This is a genomic window from Niastella sp., assembly GCF_045805085.1.
Lineage (GTDB): Bacteria > Bacteroidota > Bacteroidia > Chitinophagales > Chitinophagaceae > Niastella.
The window spans coordinates 1-26,384 of sequence record NZ_JBJMLX010000125.1 but is presented as its reverse complement, the minus strand read 5'-3'; the positions used below and the strand labels follow the sequence as shown (position 1 = coordinate 26,384).

The window sequence follows — 26,384 nt, the reverse complement described above, 5'->3', positions numbered from 1 at the left end:
GTAATCGGCATTACCATGATCGGCAGTTAAGAAAACGGTATAGCCATGCGCCAACGCAGCAGTAACCACGCGTTCAACACAATGGTCAACGGTTTCAACAGCTTTAATGGCGGCTGAGAAAACGCCGGTGTGACCCACCATGTCGGCATTGGCAAAATTCAGACAGATAAAATCAGCTGATTCTTTTTCAATTTCCGGAACAATGGCGTCGGTTACTTCGTTCGCGCTCATTTCGGGTTGCAGATCGTAGGTAGCCACTTTGGGTGAAGGGATCATGAGGCGGCGTTCACCCTCAAAAGGCTGTTCGCGGCCACCACTGAAAAAGAAAGATACGTGCGGGTATTTTTCAGTTTCGGCTATACGGATCTGTTTCTTGCCATTGTTGGCCAGAATTTCACCCAGCGTATTATTCAGGTTATCGTTTTCGAATACCACGTTCACATTTTTGAAAGTTTTATCATACTCCGTCATGGTGGTATAGTTCAGCGACAGTTTCTTCATGCCAAAATCAGGCTTATCCGTTTGAGAAAGCACCTCAGTGATCTCCCGGCAACGGTCGGTGCGGAAGTTAAAACAGATAACCGCATCGCCATCTTTTATTGTAGCCAAAGGTTTTTGGTCAGAACCGAGGATAACAGTTGGCTTAATAAATTCATCGGTAATGTTGGCGGCATAGGAGTGTTCAATAGCAGCCAGGGCATCGGTTGATTTTTCGCCAATGCCATTTACCAGGGCGTCGTAGGCGAGTTTTACCCGCTCCCAGCGTTTATCCCGGTCCATCGCATAATAACGACCGCTTACAGAAGCTATTTTACCAACATTGTCGTTCAGGTGATGCTGTAAGTCGGTAACAAAACCCAATCCGCTTTTTGGGTCGGTATCGCGGCCATCGGTAAACGCGTGAACAAATACATCTGAAACGCCTTCCTGTTTGCACAGGGTTATAATGGCTTTTAAATGATTGGTGTGAGAGTGCACCCCGCCATCGCTCACCAGTCCTATAAGGTGTAAAGGTTTTTTATTGTCTTTGCTAAAGCGGATAGCTTTTAATAAATGTTCATTTTTAAAAAAGGAGCCATCGCGAACGGCAACATTGATGCGTTGTAATTCCTGGTATACAATGCGGCCGGCGCCCAGGTTCAGGTGCCCCACTTCGCTGTTTCCCATTTGTCCATCGGGTAACCCTACTAATTCGCCACAGGTGGTTAATGTGGTATTAGGATATTTTGCATACAACGAGCTTACGAAAGGAGTTTTTGCATTTTGAATAGCATCTGAAGATTTAACCTTTCCAAGGCCCCAACCGTCCATGATGACTAATATAGCTTTATTATTTTGCATATAACTAGGTGATTATGTTTGGCTTGTTATTGAGAAATGCAAAGGTAAGGCAATGCGCTGGTAGTAGTAATTTTTGGCGGCATTCTTACTTTGGCATATTTTTAGCGAATTTAGCGGTGAAACGTAAAATTTGTTCATTTATGAAAAAGTATCTGGGATTTGCGATGGTAACCATTTCGCTGGTCCTGGTGTCATTTGCCCCCCTTTATTCTATCGACGACGTAGTCGCGGCCATGAAAACCGGTAATGCCAGTCAGCTTTCAAAATATTTTGATAGCCGGATTGATTTATCATTACCAGGTAAGAGTGATAATTACAGCAAAAGCCAGGCTGAAATGATCTTAAAAGACTTTTTTGCCAACAATACTGTAAAGAACTTCGTAGTAAAACATAAAGGGGAGCAAAATGGTTCCCAGTTCTGCATCGGATTACTGCAAACCAAAAATGGAAACTTCCGCACTAAATTCTTTATGAAGCAAAAGGGCGACCAGCAGTTTGTTCAGGAGCTTGGGTTTGAAGTAACGGAATAATCCTTCGACTCGGCTCAGGACCAATGGACAATTGCCAAATTTATTTCCTTTTTGTCATTAGCTTGTCTGCACCGAACACTCCGCTGTTCGTGAACTGTTGCTTATTGCCTGTTGCAAATTGCCAATTGATTACCTTTGATTTATGCTCACATTCAATGAACAGCTACATCAATTAATTGAAGCAGCCCTGAACGAAGACATTGGGGATGGAGATCACTCTACCTTATCGGCTATACCTGCCGATGCAAAAGGGAAAGCCGTGTTAAAGATAAAACAGGCGGGTACCATGGCCGGTATGCAGGTGGCTGAGGCTATTTTCAGGTATAAGGAACCTGGCGCCCGGTTTATTGCTTTTAAAAAAGATGGCGATACCATGTTGCCCGGTGAAAATGCATTTGAAGTAATTGCCACGGTACATACCATTCTGCAATGCGAACGGCTGGTGTTGAATTGCATGCAGCGCATGAGCGGCATTGCCACCCTCACCCGACAATATACTAACCAGTTAAAAGGATACGCCACCAAATTGCTGGATACCCGCAAAACCACGCCTGGTTTTCGAGTGCTCGAAAAGGAGGCTGTGCGTATAGGCGGTGGCCACAATCACCGGATGGGGTTGTATGATATGATCATGTTAAAAGATAATCATATTGATTATAGCGGTGGCCTGGAAAAAGCTATCGACCGGGCCTGGCAATACGTACAACAGGTAAAACCCGGGTTAAAGATTGAAGTGGAAACCCGCAGCCTCGATGATGTTAAAAAGGTAGTGGCCTTTGGCAAAGTTGACCGTATTATGTTGGATAACTTTACGCCCGAACAGTTAAGTCAGGCATTGAAAATAATAAACGGCCAGTATGAGACCGAAGCCAGTGGTGGAATAACATTGGAGAACATCACGGAATATGCACAAACCGGCGTAGATTATGTAAGCGTAGGCGCTCTTATACACCAGGCCGTGAGTCTTGATTTGAGTTTGAAAGCTGTTATTGTTTAATTACTGGTCTGTTCCATTGACCATTAACAAACTCAGAGATCCATAACCAAGCATTAAAACAATGAGTAAAAAGAATAAACCTGATAACAAGGGTTTCGTATATAGCACCGATCCCAATTTTAGGTTTGAAGAAGAGCAAAAAGGCGGTTCGCAAACTTTGCCACCCGAGCAACAGAAATTGCGCATCTGGTTAAATACCAGGCTGCGTGCCGGTAAAGCGGTAACATTGGTCGTTGATTTTGTTGGAACCGAAGAAGACCTGGAAGACCTGGGCAAGAAGCTGAAGAACTATTGCGGAACCGGCGGTTCTGCCAAAGACGGCGAGATCCTTATCCAGGGCGATCAACGCGATAAAGTGTTGCAGTGGTTGCTGAAAAATGGCTATAAGAACAGTAAGAAGGCGGGGTAGGGAAAGTTTAGAATAACTTAGAACTATGGATATACTCTGGGAAATATTGGCTTTGATATGCTTCATGATATTGCTGAGCCTGGGGTTGTTTGCCGTATATTCTTTGGTAATGGGAGGTTTGAATAACGATCGCAAACAAGTAGTGTTTGGGCTCAAATGCCTGGTAGGTGCTATTGTATCAATGATTGTTTTCCTTTTGGCATTTTTTTATGTCTTTCACCCGGGAGTTTGCTGAAAGCTGAGTAGGGAAATGGCATTTAATTGTAACTATGCTTGGTTGGACTTTTCTATACGCATTTTTAACGTTTATAGCTTTCATTACACTGCTGCTTGGCGTGTCCTCCCTGATAATGGGTTCAATATATAAAGACCGAAGTTTGATATTTTTTGGACTGAAGGCGATCCTGATCGCTATTGTGGTTATTGCCATTATTGGTGTACTATTATGGCCATATATTATAGAGCTGATGCCTGGTTTTAAAAAGGTCGCCGAATTTTTAACATCTATATTTAAATAAAAAACTCTCCGGTATTACCGGAGAGTTTTTTTTGCTTATTGCTCCTGAGCGGAGTGGAAGGATTGTATTTTGTCTATTGACCTGCAGCGGAGCTGTAGGATTTCTTATCTCCCCACATGTTCAACACTTCCAGCGAACAGATCTTGAAATCACCACTTAAACTTACGTACAGACCAATTATATCCTGTTGGTTCAGCGGATAATTATCGATGCTTTCAAAGCGAACGTTATACTGGTTCACCAGGTTCGTATAAACCGAGCCGGTAGGCCATACCTGGGTACCACGGTTACTGATGTTAATCAGGTTGAATTTCACGCCTGCATGACGCTGACATTTTTTAGCGATCATATCAGGTTGCTCATTGCTTTCGATGAACATATCAACCCCATTGATCTTTTCATTCTCCACTTCTTTTGAAACCAGCATGGTGTTCTTTTCCAGCTTCAAAGGAGCAGGTGTACCTGGTTTATTAGGAATTATTGGTTTGGCATTTAATTGAGGCGTTTTGCCAAAATTGCTGATGATGGCATCGGCAAACTCAGTAGTATTAAGGCTGGTTTTACTTTTATCACCAAAGTCACCTGTGTGTACACCTTGTTCGAGTGTATACAGCAATGCATTTTCAATAACAGCTGCATTTTCAGTAAGGCCAAGGTGACGAAGCATAGCGAACCCGCTTAATAATAACGCTGTTGGGTTGGCGATGTTCTTACCGGCAATATCAGGCGCTGTACCATGCACGGCTTCGAAAATACAAATATGGTCGCCAATGTTGGCGCTGGGAGCAAAGCCCAAACCACCCACTAAACCGGCGCACAGGTCAGATACGATATCACCCTGCAGGTTGGTAAGCACCACCACATCAAACATATCGGGGCGGGTAACCAGTTTCATACACAGGTCATCAACGATCACATCATCTGCTTTCAGTTCAGGATATTCTTTGGCTACCTCATAGAAGCAGTCAAGGAACAAGCCGTCGGTGATCTTCATGATATTGGCCTTGTGGCTGCAGGTAATACGGCGGGCCTTTTTCTGGCGGGCCATTTCAAAGGCATAGCGGATAAGCTGTAAGCTACCAGGGCGGGTAATAAAGCGGCGGCTTAATGCTACGTCGTGCGTAAGCATGTGCTCGATGCCGCCATAAGTATCTTCAATATTTTCGCGAACTATAGTTACGTCAATGGGAATGCCGGCTTTGGAGAAAACAGTATCAACGCCGTGCAGGGTTTGAAAAACGCGTTTGTTGGCATACGTGTTCCAGGTTTTGCGGGCAGTAACGTTCACACTTTTAACGCCTTTGCCTTTGGGGGTTTCCATGGGACCTTTGAATAATACGCCCAGGCGTTCGATGGTTTGTTGGGCTTCGGGTGTCATACCGTTTGAAAAACCCTTGTCGAACACCCATTTTCCCATGTCTACTATTTCATATTCCAGGGGAACTTTATTGGCGTCAAAAATCTTTAAAACGGCACTCATGATCTCGGGACCTATGCCGTCGCCGTTGGCCACTGCAATTTTCATGTATATAATTTTTGTTTTGTTTAATTAAAGCCACATGCAACCGGTCACGACACCTGAAGGGTTTTATATATCTAATAATGAATAGGTTATCGCGAAAGTTTCATGTTGTGAATGTAAAAACCGGTCGATGTGAATAAATCCGGGGCAAAATTAGCTATTCCCGACACAATTCATATTAAAACGTGAATAATTGCTATGGCAGGCTTTTAAATTTGATTATCTTTAAATTACAAACTTGTTAGCGTAATGGTCTCAAAGATTTCCGAAGGCATAGAAATAAGTGTCGAAACGTTCTACCAACCCGATTACTCCAACCCTGTATCGGGTGAATATATGTTTGCCTACCGGATCACCATAGAAAATCACAACAACTTTCCTGTTAAACTGCATCGCCGCCACTGGTATATTATTGACAGCAATGGCACCAATCGTGAAGTTGAAGGCGAAGGGGTAGTAGGGGTTCAACCCACATTACAACCCGGAGAGCGGTATCAATATGTGAGTGGTTGCAACCTGCGTAGTGAAATGGGTAAAATGCATGGCACCTATCTCATGGAGAATTTGCTGAATAAGACATCGTTCGATGTAAATATTCCGGTGTTTGAGATGATTGTGCCGTTCAAAATGAATTGAGGAACGAAGCGCAGTTGACGGGTTGACCAGTTGACGAGGTTCGTTCAATGTCAGGATTCACGAGTAATTGCAAATAACTTATAGCAGAAAAGGCTCCCCGATCACCGGAGAGCCTTTTCTTATGTATTTAACTGGTTAACTAGTCAACTGGTTAACTGGTCAACTTTATTCCGCATTAACATGCATCATTTTCCTTAGTTGCTTTGTAAGCAGGAACAGGATCAGCGAGGCTAAACCCGCCATACCCACAAACAACATAAAGAAGTCGTACAGATTGCTCATATGATATCCCAGGAAGCTGGTGGTTTTACCCGCTTCAGGATACAAGGCACTCAGTACACCGGCTAATTTATTGGCAGCCGCATTGGCCAAAAACCATACAGCCATTAATAAAGAAGCGAATTTGAAAGGGGCCAGTTTATTTACCAGCGACAAACCGATTGGTGATAATGATAATTCACCCCAGGTATGCAGGGCATACATACCGGTAAGCCAGATCATACTCGCCTTTTCAGTAGCACTTCTGTTATGCACCCCGGATGCTATCCATAAATAACCCAGGGCCAGCAGCATAAGACCAATGGCCATTTTGAAAGGAGAAGTTGGTTCACGTTTGCCCATCTTCAACCATAACCAGGCAAAAAGAGGAGCAAATGCAACTACAAATAATGAGTTCAGCGATTGGAACCAGCTTGCCGGAACGGTAAAGAAGCCCAGATCGCGCTGGGTTTGTTCTTCGGCAAAAAATGTAAGTGAAGCGCCGGCCTGCTCAAAAGCCGACCAGAAGAAGATCACAAAGAAGGCAACTATAAAAATAACGCCAATACGCTGGCGTTCTATTTTGTTCAATGATTTGTCAGAGAAAATAACGAATGCAATAAAGATCACACTGGCTATTAACAGGTAGGTAAGATAGCTGAACACTCTGGCATCTATATACAACAAGCCTATCAACATAGCAGAGAAGAGTAACAAACCGCCCACAATATATACAGGGTTGCTGAATTGTTTGGGCGAGTTAGCGGGTACATCACCCAATGGTTTTCCTTCGGGCGATTTTACATATTTTGATTGAAATATCTTTTGAACAATTACGCTTAACAACATGCCAATACCTGCCACCAGGAACGACCATTTAAAATCGGCCGGGTTGCCGGTATCGCCAACCAAACCGCAGATAAAGGGGCCGATGGCGCCACCCACATTGATGCCCATATAAAATATGGTATAGGCAGCATCTATTCTACGGTCGCCTTTAGGATACAACTGGCCCACCATGGAAGAGATATTGGGTTTGAAAAAACCGTTTCCGGCTATCATTAAACCCAGACCGGTAAAGAACAGAATAGAAGAAATATCCGGAGCAGATTTATATAGAGAAGCACAAAAAAACAGAACAAATTCACCGATAGCCATTACCAAACCGCCGGCAATAATGGAGCGTTTATTGCCCCAGAAGCGGTCTGAGATATAACCGCCAACAAGGGGTGTTAAGTAAACCAGGCTGGTATAACTGCCATACAGGTTACTGGCAAACACTTTATCGAACAACAAAGCTTTGGTCATGAACAATACCAATATGGCACGCATGCCATAGTAGTTATATCGTTCCCACATTTCAGTGGCGAATAAAACATACAACCCTTTCGGGTGTCCTTTTGAGGCCTGGGCAACCGGTTGGGTTACCTCGGGGTTAATCGTGGCGGTTTGAGACATGTAGTTTTTGTTTTAAAAAATCAAGCAATTCGTCAGAGCAGTATTTAACGGCCCAAAATAGTGATTAATTAAATACAGCTAATAGCCGCGGCCCATATTGTTTAGCCAATTATTAGCATTTTAATCCTTTACACCCAATTGAATGGGTATTTGGGTAAGTATGTTGTTTTTTTAGCCCGCAAACCAATGTGTTAGAGCACCTTTAAGTTGCCATCCAATTAAAATTCATTAATCCCCTCCGAATGCCGAAATTCGCCGCGGCAAAACTACTTCACTTATTAATCATGAATATTTTACTCTTAGGATCTGGTGGCCGGGAGCATGCCCTGGCCTGGAAACTCGCACAAAGTAAACAATGTGATCAGTTATTTATTGCGCCCGGTAATGCCGGGACCTCGCAATATGGCACTAACGTAAATTTATCGATCACCGATTTTGGCGCCATTAAACAATTTGTTCTGGACAACAACATCACCTTACTGGTGGTGGGTCCGGAAGAACCGCTGGTAAAGGGTGTGACCGATTTCTTTAGAAAAGACGATCAGCTGAAACAGGTAGTGGTTATCGGTCCCTCGCAATACGGGGCGCAACTCGAAGGCAGCAAGGCCTTTGCAAAGAAATTCATGATCCGTCATGGCATTCCCACAGCGGCTTATCGCGAGTTTGATGAATCCAACTACGCCGAAGGCATTGCTTATTTACAGCAACATGCCCTGCCCATTGTGTTAAAAGCCGATGGCCTGGCTGCTGGTAAAGGTGTGCTTATCTGCCAGTCGCATGTAGAAGCGATTGCAGAATACGAGCTGATGTTGCAACACAGCAAGTTTGGTGACGCCAGCAAAAAAGTAGTGGTAGAAGAATTTTTAACTGGCATTGAGCTGAGCGTTTTCGCACTGACCGATGGCAAGGATTATGTATTACTGCCCGAAGCCAAAGATTATAAAAGGATCGGGGTAGGAGATACTGGTTTGAATACCGGTGGAATGGGCGCCGTAAGCCCCGTGCCGTTTGCCGATGAAACCTTTATGAAAAAGGTGATAGACAAAGTGGTAAAACCAACTGTTCGCGGTCTTGAGCAGGAAGCGATAGATTATACAGGATTTGTGTTTTTCGGCCTCATCAAGGTGGGCGATGAACCGTATGTTATTGAATACAATTGTCGGATGGGCGACCCCGAAACCGAAGTGGTGATGCCCCGCCTGAAAACCGACCTGGTTGAACTGTTCATGGCTACCGATAAAAGTACCCTTAACACGATAAAGATCGAACAGGACAACCGCTATGCCTGCACCGTAATGGCCGTAAGCGGCGGTTACCCTGGTAACTATGATAAAGGATTTGTGATAAGCGGGTTAAATAAAACGGTTCCGGCCGACAGCCTGGTTTTCCATGCAGGTACTTCCCTGAAAGATGGTAATGTGGTAACCAGTGGCGGTCGGGTACTTACAGTAACTTCTTATGGCAACACAGTAAGCGCAGCTGTTGCCCGATCGAAGGAAACACTGCAACAGATCTCGTTCGAGGGTATGTATTACCGCCAGGATATCGGCTTCGAATTCGAGTAAACGTTTTTTGGAAAATACGCTCTACATGCAACAACAAAAACAAGTACACTACAGTGATTATCTGCAATTAGACAAGATCCTGAATGCGCAGACCCTGGAAAGTGACTTACTGCAGCAGCATGCCCATGATGAAATGCTGTTCATTGTCATTCACCAGGCTTATGAGCTTTGGTTCAAACAATTGTTATTTGAGATCGATTCGGTGGCGGTCATTATGCAAAAACCTGCCGTTAACGACAATTCGCCCGAACTGCAAACCGTGGTTCACCGGTTAAACCGGGTGGTAACCATTTTGAAGGTGCTGGTGCATCAGATAGACATTATGGAAACCATGACGCCGATGGATTTTCTCGATTTCCGGGATATGCTTCGGCCGGCCTCTGGTTTTCAAAGCTGGCAGTTTAAACTGGTTGAAGCCAAGCTGGGCCTCAAATACCAGCAACGCCATGGCCAGGAATATTACATTTCACAATTACGCCAGCAACAAATAGACCTCATTCGCCAGGCCGAAAAAGAAAGATCGTTTATTGAACTGCTCAACGCCTGGCTGGAACGCATGCCTTTCTTTGAAGAAGAAGAAAATTGGAAGAATTACAAATCAGTGGCAGGCCTCCCCCCAACCCCCTCCAATGGAGGAGGAGCAACCAGCTCGGAGATTTTCTGGGTCGATTACCGTTACATTTATGCCAGTGGTTTGGCCGAAGCGGAGCAAAACAACATCCAGTTTTTTGATGGGATGTTTGCGGATGAGTCAGCTTCTCCGGAAAGACAATTATCGCCCAAAGCCTGCCGGGCGGCCCTGTTCATCATGTTATACCGCGGTTATCCCATACTGCAATTACCTTTTCAGCTGCTGAATGGTTTGTTGGAAATTGACGAACAGCTAAGCACCTGGCGGTACCGGCACATGAGCATGGTGCAGCGAATGATCGGCACCCGTATTGGTACAGGCGGCAGTACCGGCCGCGACTATTTGAAAGGCGCATTGGACAAGCATTACATTTTTGCAGAAATAAGCCGGCTTACCAGCTTTTTGATTGAAAGAAGAAAGCTGCCGGTTTTAAGCCATGAGATGGAGAACAGACTTGGCTTTGTTGGATAAACTTTTTTACCGGTTACCGGTTGCTGAAACAGGTGACCGGTAACAATTCCCCTCCACAGGTAATTCTACGCGCAACCCACGGATGTTAATTATACGGAAAGGCAACCCCAAACAACAGGCAATTTTTATTCATGTGAAGCGTATAACCGTGCAAAAAGCAGGTTATAAAACAATTTAAACAATAAGCAACAATTAACGTTTCAGTATAACGTTAGTTCAATGACTTTTACCTGCGATTTTTGTGCCACGATAAACACGTAAAACGCAGGTTAAGATATAATCCAGAATAGCAATACACAGCCTCCCGCGCCGGAACTGTAGCGGAAAGCAGCAGAACGATAAGCGAATTTTGTACCAGAAAAAAAATACTTGATCCAGCAAAGGTTGTGCTTTGTTAATTCGAATTATTTGCTTCAATTTTGCATGCATTACATTCAATCCAAAATCTGACCTTCTAAATGGGCTTATTCAACTTTTTCACCCAGGAGATTGCCATCGATCTGGGCACTGCCAATACCCTAATCATACATAATGACGAAGTAGTGGTGAATGAACCGAGTATTGTAGCGCTGGACCGTAACAACCCCAAAACGGTTCTGGCAGTAGGGAAACGGGCGTTGATGATGCATGAAAAGACCCATGAGAGCATCCGCACTGTTCGCCCGCTTAAAGACGGTGTAATTGCCGACTTTAATGCAGCAGAATTAATGATCAGGGAGATGATCAAAATGATCTACCCTAAAAAGCCTTTATTCCCACCCAGCTGGCGGATGATGATCTGCATCCCTTCCAGCATTACCGAGGTGGAAAAAAGAGCGGTGCGCGACAGCGCCGAGCAGGCAGGTGCCAAAGAAGTATACCTGTTGCACGAGCCTATGGCTGCTGCACTGGGTATTGGCATTGATGTAGAAGAGCCGGTTGGTAATATGATCATCGATATCGGTGGTGGTACTACTGGTATTACTGTAATTGCCCTGGCAGGTATCGTATGCGATCAGAGTATCCGTATAGCCGGTGATGAATTCACTGCCGATATTATGGAAGCCCTTCGCCGCTACCACAGCTTGCTGATTGGTGAAAGAACTGCAGAACAAATTAAAATAAACATCGGCGCGGCCATGAAAGACCTGGACAACCCGCCAGATGATATTCCGGTAAACGGTCGTGACCTGGTAACCGGTATTCCTAAACAGATCATGGTTAGCTACCAGGAAATTGCCGAAGCGCTCGATAAAAGCATCTTTAAAATTGAAGAAGCGATCCTGAAAGCGCTTGAAATGACCCCACCCGAATTGGCTGCCGATATCTACAGACGCGGTTTATACCTCACCGGCGGTGGAGCCCTGCTGCGTGGTTTGGATAAACGCCTGAGCCAGAAAATTAAATTGCCCGTGCACGTGGCTGACGATCCGTTAAAGAGCGTAGTACGCGGAACCGGCCTGGCACTGAAAAATTATGATCGCTATCCATTTGTGATGCGTTAACATTAGTTAATATTAAATAAAATTTGGCATTGTTTTTCAGGCAATTGGGCCGGTATTTGTAATTTTTCAAATTAAAAACCGCAGGTGCGTAATATTTTTCTCTTCATCAGGAGGTACTTTAATTTTGTATTCTTCGTGGTGCTGCAGATTGCGGCCCTGTACATCCTTTTTCATTACAACAAGTTCCATGAAGCGGTTTTTTCTGGCGTAGCCAATGAACTGACCGGCAATATAGGTGGCAAATACACCAATATCACCTATTATTTCCACCTTAAATCAACCAACGATCAGTTGGCCAGAGAAAACGAAGAACTGCGTAACAAGCTGTTAGCCAACTTCGAACGGCCCGATACTTCCGAGAAGATCATTAAGGATACTATACCATACGATACCCTGGGACATTATCGTAAATATCTGTACCGCAGCGCCCGCGTAGTAAACAATTCGGTTAGTTTGCCCAATAATACTTTTACCATTAACCGGGGTGAGAACGAAGGCGTTCATAAAAATATGGGTGTTATCAGCCCTACGGGCGTAGCCGGGGTTGTCATCAATACCAGCAATAACTATGCGGTGGTAATGAGTTTGTTACATCGCCAAACCATAATCAGCGCCAGCCTGAAGAAGACCGGGGAAACCGGTAAAGTGCTTTGGGATGGTAATAGTCCTTTATATATTACCCTGAAAGATATTCCCAAAAGCGCCCAGGTAGCAAAAGGCGACTCCGTAGTAACCAGCCCTTACGCCTCCCATTTCCCGCCAGGAATATTGATTGGCACGGTGATGGATATAGTTGACGACAAATCAACAGGTTTTTACACATTACGGTTAAAACCCGGTACCAACTTTTTTAATGTGCAATATGTAATGGTTGTCGAAAACCTGTTAAAGGATGAGCAGGCCAAACTGGAAGGAGAAACTAATAAAATAAACCAATGAGTGATCTGGTGCGTAATACGGTCCGTTTTGTATTGTTTATACTGGTGCAGTATTATGTATTGTTTCAAATACGGCCACTACACCAGTTTGTAGTGCCTTATGTATATTTTTTGTATGTACTGTGGTTGCCCTTCAGCATGGGCCGCATGACCCTGATGCTCGTAAGTTTTGTATTTGGTTTAACCCTCGATTATTTTACCCAAACCCCGGGTTTACATGCCGCAGCCTGCGTATTGTTAGCTTATGTGCGCGGTTTTGTTGTGAACATCCTGATCCCACAGGAAGGCGCTGAACAGAACTATAAATCCCCTTCGCCTGTTAGTATGGGATGGGCCCCTTATGCGATATATGTGTTGGTTTTAACTTTGGTGCATCATATCTATCTTGTTTTTCTGGAATGGCTGCAGTTTGGTTCATTCCTGTTTTTCCTGGGAAAAGTGTTGGCTACAACTGGTATCAGTTTAATGTTGGTACTCATAACCGAGCTGTTGTTCTTCAGAAAAGAAAAATTCAGGACCAACACAGCGTAACGCCGCCTAAAATGGATGGTGCATAAAAAGATTTAACTTCGCTTGCAATAGATTATTCAATTTTTATTTGGTAATTAGTACTGTAATGTGCTTTAAGTCCTATGTCTGTATTTAACCAGTCAAGAAGTAACATAATACGCCTGATATTTCTCGGACTCTTCCTCATTCTTATAGTTCAGTTGTTCAACCTTCAGGTGATCCAGGGCAAATACAAGGTATTGGCCATGGAAAATGCCGTATTTGCCAAAGTAAAGTATCCTGACAGGGGTATCATTTACGATCGCAAGAACCGGCCTATTCTGAACAACACCATTATGTACGACCTGGTAGTGGTACCCAATGAGGCAAGAAAAACCGATACACTCGGGCTTTGTGATATCCTGGGTATTGATACCGCAGAATACAACAAACGTATTATTGAGGCACGTTTCAAGAACGGGCCTTATCGTCCTTCTATTTTTGAAGATCTGCTGGAACCGCAGTTACAGGCCCGGCTCGATGAGAATATCTGGAAATTCCCTGGTTTTGCATTGGTTGAACGTCCGGTACGTGTATATCCCTTTAATGCCGCCGCGCATATAATGGGCTACATTGGGGAGGCTGATTCCAATATCATTAAACGCTCGGGCGGGTTTTACCATATGGGCGACTACGTTGGTCGCAGCGGCCTTGAAGCGTATTATGAAAGAGTGCTGATGGGCCAGCGTGGGGTAGAGTTTCTATTGAAAGACAACAAGAACCGGTTGGTAGGTAACTATGAAAAAGGCCGCTACGACACACCTGCTGTTCGTGGCCGTAACCTGCATACTTATATCGATATCGAACTGCAACAGCTGGCCGAAAAACTGATCAACGGTAAACTGGGCGCAGTAGTAGCGCTCGATCCCAAAACCGGTGGCATTCTGGCCATGGCTTCGGGCCCCAACTATGACCCCAATACGTTGACAGGTCCCAATAAACAAAAGAATTACGGCCGCATGGTGCTGGATGTAAAGGCTCCGCTGTTAAACCGTGCCATCCAGGGTTTCTATCCGCCCGGTTCAACCTATAAACCATTGGGCGCCTTAATAGGGTTGGATGAAGGCGTAATTTCGCCTGCCAGTGGGATAAGCTGTACCGGCGCCTATTATGGTTGTAATAAAGTAGTTCGTTGTACCGAGCACTGGCAGGGGCACTCAGCCAACCTTCGCCTATCCATAGCCTGGTCGTGCAACTCGTTTTTTTCCGATGTGTTTAGAAAAACCATAGATAATTCTGAATACCATAGTTCACGTACCGGTTTGGTAAAATGGACGGAATATATGCACCGGTTTGGGTTAGGACATCGCATTGGTATAGACCTGCCAAGTGAGATCGGCGGTAATGTGCCTGATACCACTCAGTATGATAAAGAATATCATCGGTCCTGGAACTCCTGCACCATGGTGACCATTGGTATTGGCCAGGATAAATTAACCGTTACGCCTTTGCAAATGGCCAACTCCATGGCCATTGTCGCCAATAAAGGATATTTCTACATTCCGCATTTTGTAAAGAATTTCGAGAATGAGAATGAACAGGATACGGTAATGAAAAAATACCGGGAGAAACATGAGGTATTGACCCACATTCCCGAAGATGTATTTGATGTTGTACAGGAAGGGATGCAGGATGTGGTAGAACACGGTACAGCGCAGGTAGCCCGCATTCCAGGTATTAATATGTGCGCTAAAACCGGAACGGCTGAAAATAAAACGGTACTGGATGGTAGAGTGATCCAGTTGAAGGATAACTCCATGTTCGTTTGTTTTGCGCCCCGCGAAGATCCCAGGATCTGTGTGGCTGTTGTTGTTCAGAATGCAGGCTTTGGTGCTACCTGGGCGGCGCCCATTGGCTCCCTGATGGTGGAGAAATACCTTACAGATTCCCTCAGAACAGAAAGGATGGCTGAAGTAAAACGGATTTCAGAAGCCAACATCATTCCTGACTATTTTGAAAGGTTACAATATAAAACAGATTCGATCCGGGCCCGTAAATGGTTCGATTTGACAAAGGATAGCAATTACATTAGAAAGTATTTGCCCCGGCAACGCATGAATACCAACAGCGCCAAAAAGCAAAATCAGTCGCCTGCTGCGCCAGTGGTTATGAAGCCGGCAAAGGGTGAGATGATCAATGAGAATTTATATGCAAAACGATCAACGACCGATAAAAGAAATCCATGAACAACCAGCGTAATCCTACCATATCAAAAGGGGTCGATTCAACCCTTATCTGGCTGTATTTAGTCCTGGTTGCGATCGGGCTGATGAGTATCTTTTCAGTAACCTATCACGAAGGGGATGATGTAGTGCGCAGCTTTCTGAACTTTAAAACACTTTACAGCAAGCAGCTGATCTTTTTTGCAGCCTCACTACTACTTGGTTTATTTATACTGCTCACCGATAGTAAATTCTTTACAGCTACGGCCAATATCTGGTATGCATTCGGCATCCTGCTCTTGCTGTTAGTATTTCCATTCCATACCAATATCAAGGGAACAGAATCTATCATTAAACTGGGCGGGTTTAACCTGCAGCCAGCCGAGTTGATGAAGCTGTTCGTGTGTCTGGCGCTGGCCAAGTATCTGTCGCGGGTAGAAACAGATTTTAATAAAACCAGCTCACACCTCATGGCGGCCGGTATTCTGATCCTGCCTGCATTGCTCACCATTGCTCAACACGAGACTGGTTTGGCACTTGTTTTCTTTGCATTCTTCCTGGTGATGTTCCGCGAAGGGTTACCCGCCGGTTACCTGGTAATTGGTTTTTCACTGGCCGTACTGGTAGTAGCTACCTTGCTGTTAGATAAGAACATACTGGCTATCACACTCACTGCCATTGCTATAGTGGCTATTTACTTTGGCTGGCGGTTTACGCGCCAGCGCCGGGAGTTGATCATCATGGTTGCCCTGGTTTGGGCAACCTGCGTAGGCGTTCAGCGATTTGCCGTACCATTTATATTTACCCATGTTTTAAAGGGGTACCAGGTAGAACGTATATTCTCGCTGATTGGCCGGGAGAACCCATACGCCAGGCTGAATACGGTGGAAGGGGATGAACCGGTGACAGTTAAAAAAGATACCGACTATAACGTAAGGCAAAGTAAGATCGCCATTGGTTCCGGTGGTTTTTTTGGCCGTGGCTTTTTAAAGGGTACCCAAACCCGTTTTGACTTTGTACCGGAGCAATCTACCGACTTTATATTTTGTACCATTGGGGAGGGTTTTGGCTTTTTGGGTAGTTTGACGGTGCTGGGCATCTACATCTTCCTGTTGCTGCGAATTGTAAATATTGCCGAACGGCAACGAAGTGTTTTCAGCCGGTGTTATGCCTATGGAGTTGCCTCTGTATTCTTTTTTCATATTGCCATTAATATTTGTATGACCGTTGGTCTGGCACCGGTGATAGGTATTCCATTGCCATTTGTTAGCTATGGCGGTACCTCGCTGCTCTCATTCAGCACCATGCTGTTTATACTGGTGCGCCTGGATGCAGACAGACAAATGGTGTTGAGATAACGGTTGCATTGCCCGCCGGAGCTTTAGCGTAGGCGGGCCTGATTAACATATAAGATCATGAAAGTTATACCCCTGAGTGAAGGCACGTTTACGATAGATAAGACAAAGCTGTTTGTTCCCTTCGATACAGAGAAAGATAATCTGCAGGAGCGGCCGGTAGGAAGTTTGCTGGTAGAAATTCAGCCCTTTGTTGTTATTACATCAGAAGATGTATTGCTGTTGGATACCGGTTTGGGTTTTACCACAGAGAGTGGCCGCCTACAATTACATCAGAACTTAATGGATAATGGCATCAATCCCGGTGAAATTACCAAAGTGTTGATGTCGCATTTGCATAAAGACCATGCCGGTGGCATAGCCATGGGTACCGGTTCAGAAAGAACCCTCAGCTTTCCGCAAGCCACCTATTATATTCAGAAACAGGAGATGGCTTATGTATATGAGAAGGGTTTTCCTTCTTATATACCCGATGAGCTGGATTGTTTAAAAGATGCACCAAACGTAGAATGGCTCGATGGCAATGGCGTGATAGATGGTTACATCAAATACGAAATAACTGGTGCGCACAGTAAATATCACCAGGTTTACTGGATTGTAGATGGCGGTGAAACTGTTTTCTTTGGTGGCGATGATGCGCCCCAACTACAGCAGATGCGCAGCCGCTTTGTGGCCAAATATGATTATGATGGTAAAAAAGCCATGGAACTTCGCCAGCAGTGGTGGCAAAAAGGCGAACAGGAAAAATGGAAGTTCCTTTTTTATCATGATGTAAAGAACCCGACGTGGGAGTTTTAGGGCAACAAAAAAGGCCTGCCCTGGAAAGAGCCGGCCATTGCTAACCTATGAAAAACACCTAGTTTAATTAGTTTCCGCGGAAAGGTCTCCGGTTCTCCATTTTCTGCATCCGGCGTTCCAGCAGTTCCTTTTGCAGTACGGTACCGAATTCTTTCTCGGCTTTAAAAAATGTATTTACTTTTTCAGAAGACAGGGCTTTATTGAATTCCCCGTTGTACTTCTTACGAATATTCAGCAGCTTTTCTTCAGTAGGGATCTCTCCTTCCTGGTTCTGACGGGCATCGATCCTGGTTTTTCTGATCTCACCCATGTATTCATTATAAATAGGCCAGAACTTTTGAGCTTCATCGGTGCTCAGGTTTAATTTTTTAGTGAGGTACGCGATCTTCAGTGCTTCAATACGGCTTCCGTTGCCCTTTTGACCGGCATCATTATCATCCTGTGCAAGGGACACCGCCGATATACCCAGCGCCATCACTATTATGAGTATAATTTTTTTCATGAGTTTAATTCGTTTGAATGTCTTTTACAGTGCTGTACTTTTCAATGTACTGTTGCAGGTCCTCATCCGATACATCGGCCAGCATATCTTTCATATCGCTGGCGGTTAATTCTTCGGAGTTGGCTGCCAATGTTGCCTCTGCGGGAGCCGGTGTCTGGTTCTGCAGGTAATTTTCAAGATTATCATCACTGATGCTATCGAGGTCTTTTGAAGCAACTACAACCTGATTACCCTCTACAGCTTTATGCCCTCTATTTAAAAATAACACCCCGGCAGTAACAATAAGCCCTGCCACCACTGCAGCTGCAGCATACCGTAATACCCGGCGGGTAAAGCTCATTGATACAACTTTGGCGGGTTGTTGTGCCTTTATTGCTTTTAATACCCGGCCAGGCAATTGTTCAAAATAACCTGCGGGTACGTGATATACCTGCATTCTTTTTAAACCATTCGTTAATGGCGATCCGTTTTCGAGCGCATCATTTACAAAGTCAATAGCCTGTGCGCCGGCAATAGCATTTTCTCCCAACTCCTCAAAATAACCAGCCGGTGTGCTGAATGGCATCTTTTTACCAATTTGACCTAACAAGGGAGAAGCTATATCCAGTTCTTCCTTCACATTATCGGTTGCCGAAGTTTTAACTCGGTTAAGTATAATGGCTGGCAAATTGTTAAAGTAATCGGCGGGAACCTGGTATGGATTATTATTTGCTTGTAGTAATGTAGATGAAAGCGTGGTTTCTTCTTCTTTTACGCGTTGTAAAACGGTGTTGGCAAATCCTTCAAAGTAGCCTTGCGGAACCTGGTAAGGATTGTTATTTGCCTGTTGTAAGGCCGAAGAAAGTATCGCTTCTTCACCCTTTACCCGTTGCAGAATGGTATTGGCCAATCCTTCAAAGTAACCTTGCGGTACCTGGTAAGGATGACTGGCGGGCGGTAAAACAGGGGTGGCCTCTATTGCCTTAACCAGTTGTAATAACTGGCTGGGCAGCCCTTCAAAATACCCGGCAGGCACTGTGTAAGGAGCCTGGTAGCTAATACCAGCTACAACCGGGCTGATCTCCCTCAATTCATTCAGTATGTTGTTCCTGTTTTCCATTGCACCAACTGAGACTTGATTTGTTAATTAAAGTTTAATGATTGAGGATGTAATCCTCAATTTTTTTAACGGCGTGGTGGTAAGAGGCTTTCAGGGCCCCCTCCGAGGTTTCCAACACATGGCTCATTTCTTCATAAGGCATTTCGTCGTAATACCGTAAGGAGAATACAACCCGTTGCTTTTCAGGTAATTGCTGAATAGCGAGCTGTAATTTCCACTCCAGCTTATTGGGGTCGAAATGTTTATCGGCCTTAATCTTGTTCTCCAGTCCGCTTTCAACATCGCTGAGCGACACGGAGCTCCTTTTTTTCAGCTGTTCCAGGTAGGTGAGGCATTCATTGGTAGCGATACGGTACAACCAGGTGTACAGCTGGGAGTCTTCCCTAAAGTTTTCCAATCCATTCCATACCCTTATAAACACATTTTGTAATACATCGTTCGCGTCCTCGTGTTCAACTACCATCCGGCGAATGTGCCAGTAGAGTCGTTCCTGGTATTTTCGGATTATAGCCGTATAGGCCTTTTCTTTAGTGGCCGGATCGCGAAATTGCATCAGCAATTCGCTGTCTTGCATGGTCACCGACATAGGTTAGCTGTTTTCTGTGATGAAATATTGGAACCTGTCAATTGAATTTAGTTTAAACGATCCAACAAATATATTATGATTAAAAAAAACAATGGTGAACGGTCATTGACCATTCACCATTGACATATTATAATTACAAGATTATCCTTTTCTTGCGATAACTTTTTGTGCTGCTTCAACGATGTTGGGCGTATCCAAACCGTATTTTTTTAACAATTGCAAAGGTGTACCGCTTTCGCCAAACGTATCGTTGGTACCGATGTACTCAATAGGAATGGGGAAGTTTTTAGAGGCAGTTTGTGCAATGGCATCACCTAAACCACCAATGATATTGTGTTCTTCCACCGTAACTGCGCAACGGGTTTTGCGGATAGATCTCAGGATCGCTTCGGTATCGAGCGGCTTAATTGTGTGAATGTTCACCACTTCAACGCTGATGCCTTTTTCTTCCAGAATGCGACCGGCTTCAATAGCTTTCCATACCATGTGACCACAGGCGAAAATTGAAACGTCGGTTCCTTCGCTGAAGAACTGGGCTTTACCAATTTCAAATTTTTGATCGGCTGCTGTGAAAATAGGCCAGTTGGGGCGGCCAAAACGCAGGTAAACAGGGCCTACATATTCTGCAACGGCAAGAGTAGCAGCTTTGGTTTGGTTGTAATCGCAAGGCACGATCACCGTCATACCAGGCAGCATTTTCATTAAACCGATATCTTCCAGGATCTGGTGAGTAGCACCGTCTTCGCCCAGGGTTAAACCGGCGTGCGAAGCACAGATCTTTACGTTTTTACCAGAATATACTATTGACTGACGAATTTGATCGTATACACGGCCAGTAGAGAAGTTGGCAAAGGTGGTGGTAAAAGGAATTTTTCCTCCAATCGTTAAACCGGCTGCTATACCCATCATATTGGCTTCAGCGATCCCGACCTGAACATAGCGCTCGGGAAACTCTTTCATGAACTGGTTCAATTTCATAGAACCAGCCAGATCGGCTGTGAGGGCTACTACATTCGAATTCTTACGGGCTGCTTCCACAATACCATCGCCAAAACCACTGCGGGTATCTTTTTGTCCGGTTACCTGTATTTCTTTCAGCATGTTAAAAATTTGGTGGTGCAAAGTAAGGTAAAAAAAAGCAAATGGCTCAATGGCATTTTAATCATTGCCACTGAGCCATAGCATGTATTTTAACTAACATTAGTTCAGATCGACTGGTCTGCTTTGATAAAAGCTGGAGTCGGCCTTCAGGCGTTGCTCCCACTTCCACGCAGTGGTCATCATATCTTCCAATGAGTATTTTGTTTCCCAACCCAGTGAGGTCCGGGCAAGGTCATTATTGGCGTAAATGGCAATCACATCACCGGGGCGACGCGGGCCAATTATGTAATTAAGTTTCACGTTACTCACTTTTTCAAAGGCCTCAATGGCTTCCAGTACACTAACGCCATTGCCTGTTCCCAGGTTGAATACTTCGCATCGCTGGGTGCTTTTTTCAGCCTGTAAATATTGGATGGAAAGCGTATGGGCATGCGCAATATCGCATACGTGAATGTAATCACGAATGCAGGAACCGTCGCGTGTTGGGTAGTCGTCGCCATGCACCTGCATTACAGGTATTTTACCAATAGCTGTTTGCGTAATAGCTGGCACCAGGTTGGCTGGCCGGCCAATGGGCAGCTCACCAATCAGGATGGAAGGATGGGCGCCTACCGGGTTAAAATAGCGCAACAGGATACATTGTGTGGGGTTCGCTTTTGAAAACTCATTGATGATCTGCTCGCCCATTTGTTTGGTATATCCATACGGCGATTCGGCCGGTTTGGGTGGCGTTAATTCTGTCACCGGTATTTTATCGGGATTACCGTATACTGTGCAGGATGAAGAAAATACAAAATGGGGAATATTAAATTCCGCAACGCATTTCAGCAGGTTGATCAATGAAAACATGTTGTTTTCAAAATACATCAACGGTTGCTCTACAGATTCGCCTACGCTTTTAAAAGCGGCGAAATGTATTATGCCGGAAATGTCGGTATTTTCCTGAAAAATGGCATAAGTGTCGTCAAAGTCGCACAGGTCTACCTTATAGTTTTTTACTTTTTTGCCGGTGATCTTTTCAATGCCTTCTAAAATACGCGGCGTTGACCGGGAATTATCGTCGACTGAAATTACTTCGAAGCCGTTTTCAATAAGGTCAACAATGGTGTGAGATCCAATATAACCACATCCGCCTGTAACCAGAATTTTGCTCATTATATCGTTTTATTTAAGATTAGCTTTCTTTCAAAACATTCATAAGATATTGGCCGTATCCACTCTTAAGCAAGGGTTGGGCCACGGAAATCAGCTGTTCTTTTGTGATAAAACCTTTGCGGTAAGCAATTTCTTCAATACAAGCGATTTTTATGCCCTGTCTTTGTTCAATAACCTGTACAAACTGAGAAGCCTGCATCAGGGAGTCAAAAGTACCGGTATCTAACCAGGCAGTACCTCTGTCAAGAATGGAAACTTTTAATTTCCCCCTGCGAAGATATTCTTTATTTACATCTGTGATCTCATATTCGCCCCGCGGACTGGGTTGCAGGTCGCGGGCAATAGCTACTACTTCATTATCATAGAAATATAAACCGGGTACCGCATAACTGCTTTTTGGCTGTGCAGGTTTTTCTTCCAGGGAAATAACCTTGCTGTTTTTATCAAATTCAACCACACCATATCGCTCGGGATCGCTGACATGATAAGCATATACAATGCCACCCTCGGGGTTGTTGTTTTTAGAAAGCTGTTCACCCAAACCCACACCGTAGAAAATATTATCGCCCAGCACCAGCGCCACATTGTCTTTACCAATGAAATCAGCCCCAATTACAAATGCCTGCGCCAGTCCGTTGGGTACAGCCTGCTCCGCATAGGAGAAGTTTAAACCCAGTTTTGAGCCATCGCCCAACAGTCTTTTAAACTGGGGAAGATCGTGAGGTGTGGAAATGATCAATATATCCCGGATGCCGGCAAGCATTAATGTAGACAATGGGTAATAGATCATGGGTTTATCATAAATGGGCATGATCTGTTTACTGATCGCATAGGTTATTGGGTGCAATCGTGTGCCTGAACCCCCGGCTAAAATAATTCCTTTCATGTCAGCAATTAATTTTTATTGAAATGCATTATCACAACGGTGTTGTAAGGGTGCGTAAATTATGCCAAAGTAATAAGAAACAGCTGGAATACAAAAACGAAGTGGAAAATTGGAGGCAGGGAGTAAGATGTGGAAACAGGAAGTGTGGACGTAGTACGAAAACGAGGTAAGAAGTAAGAGGTAAGATCTAAATTCAGGATCTTCTTACTTCCTACTTCTTATTTCAATATTATGCAACAGGATTGATCAATTTGAGAATATAATAAATAATGGCAGCAAGCAGGCCGCTCACTGGTATCGTGAGTATCCATGCCCATAAAAGATTGATAGAGATGCCCCAGCGTACTGCTGATAAGCGTTTGGTCATACCCACACCCATAATTGAACCTGCAATCGTGTGCGTGGTACTTACCGGTATACCCAGCCCTTGTGAAACGCCATATAAGGTAATGGCGCCTGCTGTTTCAGCAGCCACCCCTTCAAGCGGAGTTACCTTGGTAATTTTGGTACCCATTGTTTTTACAATACGCCAGCCACCCATCATGGTGCCGCAGGCAATACATATGTAACAGGTAATGGGTATCCATTGTGGTACATGACCAAAACTGGTTTTACCATGTGCATCTACCACTTGTTGAATATGCACCCAGTCGGGTACGGGCATATGATGTTGAGTAAGATAAGCGCCAAACACCACCATGGATGCGGTGATGATACCAATTACTTTTTGTGAATCGCTGCCGCCATGGCCCAAACTAAATGCGGCGGAGGATACCAGCTGCAATCGCCGGAACCATTTATCAGCCTGATACGGATTGGCCCTTCGACATAGATTAACGATGAGGACCGTTATCACAAAGGCGATGCCCATACCAATGAAAGGCGCCAGTACAATGAACTTTATGGTATCGAAAATTACTTTCTGGTTAATAACATCAAAACTGCTGGCATGCGCCACGGCAGCGCCGGCAAACCCTCCGATAAGTGTATGCGATGAACTGGAAGGAATACCAAACCACCAGGTGAGCAGATTCCAGCAAATGGCGGCAATAAGACCTGCGAGGATCACATATAAATTAATGGAGTCGCTGTGTACGGTTTTGGCAACGGTGTTGGCCACTTTCAAATCAAAGATCCAGAAGGCAATGAAGTTGAAGAGCGCTGCCCAAACAACCGCCTGAAAGGGCGTGAGTACTTTGGTAGAAACAACGGTGGCTATGGAGTTGGCAGCGTCATGGAAACCATTTATCAAATCGAAGCCAAGCCCGAGTATAATAATAATAACTAATAATGTAAGCATTGCGGCGCGGTTAGGTAAAAAACAGGTCCTGTCTGTTACGCGTATTTAATAATGATAGATTCGATAACGTTACCGGCATCTTCACATTTATCGGTTACAATTTCCATCACCTGGTAAATTTCCCGTTTTTTTATCACCTCTTTGGCGTCAGGTTCTGTTTCAAACAACCGGTCAATGCTTAAATCGAAAATATCGTCCGCCTGATTTTCAATACTGTTTACTTTAACCAAGGCATCGGTTATCTGGCGCATATCACGCATATCGCGCAATTGCAGCACGGCATTTTTTATTTGCTCGCAACCCTGTTCAATAAGATCGGCCATTTTTTGAATGCCCTGATCGTTGGGATTTACTTTATAGAAGTTGATTTTTTTAGCTGAAGCAAAAATATAATCGCAAATGTCATCCAATGCGCTGGCGAGATAGTGAATGTCTTCCCGGTCGAAGGGGGTAATAAAGTTTCTTCCGAGTTCAGTAAAGATCTTATGAGTAAAGTCATCGTTCACATGCTCCAGGTCCTCGATCTGGGAGATCAACGCAGCCCTTTTGTCGAAGTCAGGTTCTGTAACAACCTCTTTCATTACCTTACCCATTTTAGCCACAGTGTGGGCAACCTGTTCAAACAAGGAATAGAAAATTCTATCCTTCGGCATGAAAATCTTCATTATAGAGTTTAAACCCATTTACCTAAAAATTTGTCGCAAAAATAGAACTAATACAATAGGATAAAAAAAAGGTGGCCTCGGTAATAATTAGTTAACACAAAGATAATACAACTCCGGGCCACTGCCACTATATATTTAACTCATTGATTGGCAATTAGTAAAAACGAACTTATTCATTTAATTGATAATCAAAAAGGCTGTCGCCCCTGTTTTAGCCTTCAATTTCTTAATAAAATATTATTCCAGCCCTGAACAGAGAATGTTAAAGAACAGGGAGGTTGAACTTTTTACCCGATAAGATGTATGAGGTTTAAATCATTCTTAACATTCAGGTAATAATTACTTAATATTGGGCCCGCTAAAAACTGCTTAATGGGCCCAGTACGTTTACCGGTAGCTAATTTTTACCGCAAATTCACTGTTATTCTGTTCTTTCTTTCATTTACTCATGGTTTACATGCCCAGTTCCTGACGGATATGATAGACACCACTACCAGCCTGGGGAAAGGTATTCTGCAATTATATAAGAAGTTCGATCACGTGTATATTACCGGGTACATCCAGCCCCAGTTTCAGGTGGCACAGGTAAAAGGCGCCCATAGTTTTAGCGGCGGCGATTTTGCCCCCAATTCAAACAGCAGGTTTATGATCCGGCGAGGCCGGCTCCGGTTCGATTATGCCCATAACAATGCTAATGACCAGCTGTCACTATACTTTGTTTTTCAGTTCGATGGATCTGAACGCGGGGTTTTCATCCGTGATTTCTGGGGGCGCGTTTTTGAAAATAAGTGGCAGGTGTTTCAATTGACCACTGGGATGTTTGCCCGGCCGTTTGGGTATGAATTGAACCTGGGTTCTGCCGACCGGGAATCGCTGGAGCGGGGACGCATGTCGCAAACATTAATGAAGGTGGAACGCGACCTGGGCGCCATGGTTTCCTTTGAACCCCGCCGTCCCGATCACCCATTGCGTTATTTAAAAATAGATGCCGGTTTTTTCAATGGCCAGGGGTTGAACGCCACCCAGGAATATGATTCCTATAAGGATTTTATTGCCCGCGCCTCCTGGAAACCCTATCCGCTTTCGAAAAACTTTTTTATCTCAGGCGGTCTTTCCTATTTCAATGGCGGATTGTACCAGAATACAAAGTATACCTACGAATTAACAAAAGACCCAGCCGGTAAACAGTTTGTGGTTGATTCTTCGGAAGGAAATGTTGGCCGTAAAGCGCCCCGTAAGTATTACGGGGCCGATATGCAATTAAAATGGAGGCATCCATACGGTGCTACCGAATTGCGGCTTGAATACTGGCGGGGTACCCAAACCGCATCGGCCAGTACTACCGAAACCCCGGCTACCCTGTTACTGGAACCTTACTATGTTCGCAAATTTGATGGCGCCTTTGTTTACCTGCTGCAAAATATTGTAAACACTAAGAATCAGGTCGGGCTAAAATTTGATTGGTATG

General features: G+C 44.4%; 24 protein-coding genes. 13 read left to right on the top strand and 11 right to left on the bottom strand.

The annotated features are described in order from the left end of the window. Positions 1 to 1,341, bottom strand: a 1,341-nt coding sequence (gene gpmI, locus ACJ751_RS06270) for a 2,3-bisphosphoglycerate-independent phosphoglycerate mutase (protein WP_407744520.1), incomplete at its 3' end; no start/stop codon positions are given. Positions 1,342 to 1,481: 140 nt separating this feature from the next. Here gpmI and ACJ751_RS06265 point away from each other — a divergent pair. The 3 genes from ACJ751_RS06265 to ACJ751_RS06255 all read left to right on the top strand — a co-directional run bounded on the left by ACJ751_RS06265 (position 1,482) and on the right by ACJ751_RS06255 (position 3,277). Then, the gene (locus tag ACJ751_RS06265; protein ID WP_407744519.1) at positions 1,482 to 1,871 is read left to right on the top strand and encodes a DUF4783 domain-containing protein; all 390 of its coding nucleotides are present in this window, start codon (positions 1,482 to 1,484) and stop codon (positions 1,869 to 1,871) included. Between the two features lie 142 nt (positions 1,872 to 2,013). Then, positions 2,014 to 2,868: a carboxylating nicotinate-nucleotide diphosphorylase gene (gene nadC / locus ACJ751_RS06260; protein ID WP_407744518.1), complete on the top strand. Its 855-nt coding sequence runs from the start codon at positions 2,014 to 2,016 to the stop codon at positions 2,866 to 2,868. Positions 2,869 to 2,929: 61 nt separating this feature from the next. After that, positions 2,930 to 3,277, top strand: coding sequence for a translation initiation factor (locus ACJ751_RS06255; protein ID WP_407744517.1), 348 nt, complete (start codon positions 2,930 to 2,932; stop codon positions 3,275 to 3,277). 591 nt (positions 3,278 to 3,868) lie between these two features. Here ACJ751_RS06255 and ACJ751_RS06250 read toward each other — a convergent pair. Further along, complete coding sequence (locus tag ACJ751_RS06250) at positions 3,869 to 5,320, bottom strand: NADP-dependent isocitrate dehydrogenase (protein WP_407744516.1); 1,452 nt, start codon at positions 5,318 to 5,320, stop codon at positions 3,869 to 3,871. Between the two features lie 246 nt (positions 5,321 to 5,566). On the opposite strand from ACJ751_RS06250, the gene apaG reads away from it, so the two are divergent. After that, a complete protein-coding gene (apaG, locus tag ACJ751_RS06245; protein ID WP_081170573.1) occupies positions 5,567 to 5,953 on the top strand; it encodes a Co2+/Mg2+ efflux protein ApaG in 387 nt (128 codons plus the stop codon). Between the two features lie 165 nt (positions 5,954 to 6,118). On the opposite strand, the gene ACJ751_RS06240 is transcribed toward apaG, so the two are convergent. Continuing rightward, entirely contained in the window at positions 6,119 to 7,669 is a 1,551-nt protein-coding gene (locus ACJ751_RS06240) for a peptide MFS transporter (RefSeq protein WP_407744515.1), read from the bottom strand. A gap of 284 nt (positions 7,670 to 7,953) precedes the next feature. Between ACJ751_RS06240 and purD the strand changes: the two genes are divergently transcribed. From purD to ACJ751_RS06200, 8 genes are all read left to right on the top strand, one after another. Beyond that, a complete protein-coding gene (purD, locus tag ACJ751_RS06235) occupies positions 7,954 to 9,234 on the top strand; it encodes a phosphoribosylamine--glycine ligase (protein ID WP_407744514.1) in 1,281 nt (426 codons plus the stop codon). Between the two features lie 25 nt (positions 9,235 to 9,259). After that, the gene (locus ACJ751_RS06230) at positions 9,260 to 10,336 is read left to right on the top strand and encodes a tryptophan 2,3-dioxygenase (RefSeq protein ID WP_407744513.1); all 1,077 of its coding nucleotides are present in this window, start codon (positions 9,260 to 9,262) and stop codon (positions 10,334 to 10,336) included. A 458-nt stretch (positions 10,337 to 10,794) separates the two neighbouring features. Next, positions 10,795 to 11,820 carry a rod shape-determining protein gene (locus ACJ751_RS06225; RefSeq protein ID WP_014223005.1) on the top strand — a complete coding sequence of 342 codons (1,026 nt, stop codon included), beginning with the start codon at positions 10,795 to 10,797 and terminating at the stop codon, positions 11,818 to 11,820. Between the two features lie 84 nt (positions 11,821 to 11,904). Further along, complete coding sequence (gene mreC / locus ACJ751_RS06220) at positions 11,905 to 12,759, top strand: rod shape-determining protein MreC (RefSeq protein ID WP_407744512.1); 855 nt, start codon at positions 11,905 to 11,907, stop codon at positions 12,757 to 12,759. Continuing rightward, positions 12,756 to 13,289: a rod shape-determining protein MreD gene (locus tag ACJ751_RS06215; protein WP_407744511.1), complete on the top strand. Its 534-nt coding sequence runs from the start codon at positions 12,756 to 12,758 to the stop codon at positions 13,287 to 13,289. The genes mreC and ACJ751_RS06215 overlap by 4 nt, the downstream gene beginning before the upstream one ends. Before the next feature lie 101 nt (positions 13,290 to 13,390). Next, entirely contained in the window at positions 13,391 to 15,493 is a 2,103-nt protein-coding gene (gene mrdA / locus ACJ751_RS06210; RefSeq protein ID WP_407744510.1) for a penicillin-binding protein 2, read from the top strand. Next, positions 15,490 to 16,827, top strand: coding sequence for a rod shape-determining protein RodA (gene rodA, locus ACJ751_RS06205; protein WP_407744509.1), 1,338 nt, complete (start codon positions 15,490 to 15,492; stop codon positions 16,825 to 16,827). The genes mrdA and rodA overlap by 4 nt, the downstream gene beginning before the upstream one ends. 57 nt (positions 16,828 to 16,884) lie before the next feature. After that, positions 16,885 to 17,622, top strand: coding sequence for an MBL fold metallo-hydrolase (locus tag ACJ751_RS06200; RefSeq protein ID WP_407744508.1), 738 nt, complete (start codon positions 16,885 to 16,887; stop codon positions 17,620 to 17,622). Between the two features lie 67 nt (positions 17,623 to 17,689). Here the strand turns inward: ACJ751_RS06200 and ACJ751_RS06195 are convergent, their stop codons facing one another. From ACJ751_RS06195 to ACJ751_RS06160, 8 genes are all read right to left on the bottom strand, one after another. Next, positions 17,690 to 18,124 carry a hypothetical protein gene (locus tag ACJ751_RS06195; protein ID WP_407744507.1) on the bottom strand — a complete coding sequence of 145 codons (435 nt, stop codon included), beginning with the start codon at positions 18,122 to 18,124 and terminating at the stop codon, positions 17,690 to 17,692. A gap of 4 nt (positions 18,125 to 18,128) precedes the next feature. Then, positions 18,129 to 19,223: a hypothetical protein gene (locus tag ACJ751_RS06190; protein WP_407744506.1), complete on the bottom strand. Its 1,095-nt coding sequence runs from the start codon at positions 19,221 to 19,223 to the stop codon at positions 18,129 to 18,131. 34 nt (positions 19,224 to 19,257) lie between these two features. Then, the gene (locus ACJ751_RS06185) at positions 19,258 to 19,809 is read right to left on the bottom strand and encodes an RNA polymerase sigma factor (protein WP_177193670.1); all 552 of its coding nucleotides are present in this window, start codon (positions 19,807 to 19,809) and stop codon (positions 19,258 to 19,260) included. A gap of 141 nt (positions 19,810 to 19,950) precedes the next feature. Next, positions 19,951 to 20,910: a transketolase family protein gene (locus ACJ751_RS06180; protein WP_407744505.1), complete on the bottom strand. Its 960-nt coding sequence runs from the start codon at positions 20,908 to 20,910 to the stop codon at positions 19,951 to 19,953. A 99-nt stretch (positions 20,911 to 21,009) separates the two neighbouring features. Next, on the bottom strand, positions 21,010 to 22,065 hold the full coding sequence (galE, locus tag ACJ751_RS06175) for a UDP-glucose 4-epimerase GalE (protein ID WP_407744504.1): 1,056 nt from the start codon (positions 22,063 to 22,065) through the stop codon (positions 21,010 to 21,012). Positions 22,066 to 22,084: 19 nt separating this feature from the next. Next, on the bottom strand, positions 22,085 to 22,951 hold the full coding sequence (gene rfbA / locus ACJ751_RS06170) for a glucose-1-phosphate thymidylyltransferase RfbA (RefSeq protein WP_407744503.1): 867 nt from the start codon (positions 22,949 to 22,951) through the stop codon (positions 22,085 to 22,087). Between the two features lie 229 nt (positions 22,952 to 23,180). Further along, positions 23,181 to 24,251, bottom strand: coding sequence for an anion permease (locus ACJ751_RS06165; RefSeq protein WP_407744502.1), 1,071 nt, complete (start codon positions 24,249 to 24,251; stop codon positions 23,181 to 23,183). Between the two features lie 35 nt (positions 24,252 to 24,286). After that, positions 24,287 to 24,916, bottom strand: coding sequence for a DUF47 domain-containing protein (locus ACJ751_RS06160; RefSeq protein ID WP_407744501.1), 630 nt, complete (start codon positions 24,914 to 24,916; stop codon positions 24,287 to 24,289). A 372-nt stretch (positions 24,917 to 25,288) separates the two neighbouring features. Here ACJ751_RS06160 and ACJ751_RS06155 point away from each other — a divergent pair. Further along, positions 25,289 to 26,384: porin (locus ACJ751_RS06155; RefSeq protein ID WP_407744500.1), on the top strand; the 1,096-nt coding region annotated here is incomplete at its 3' end.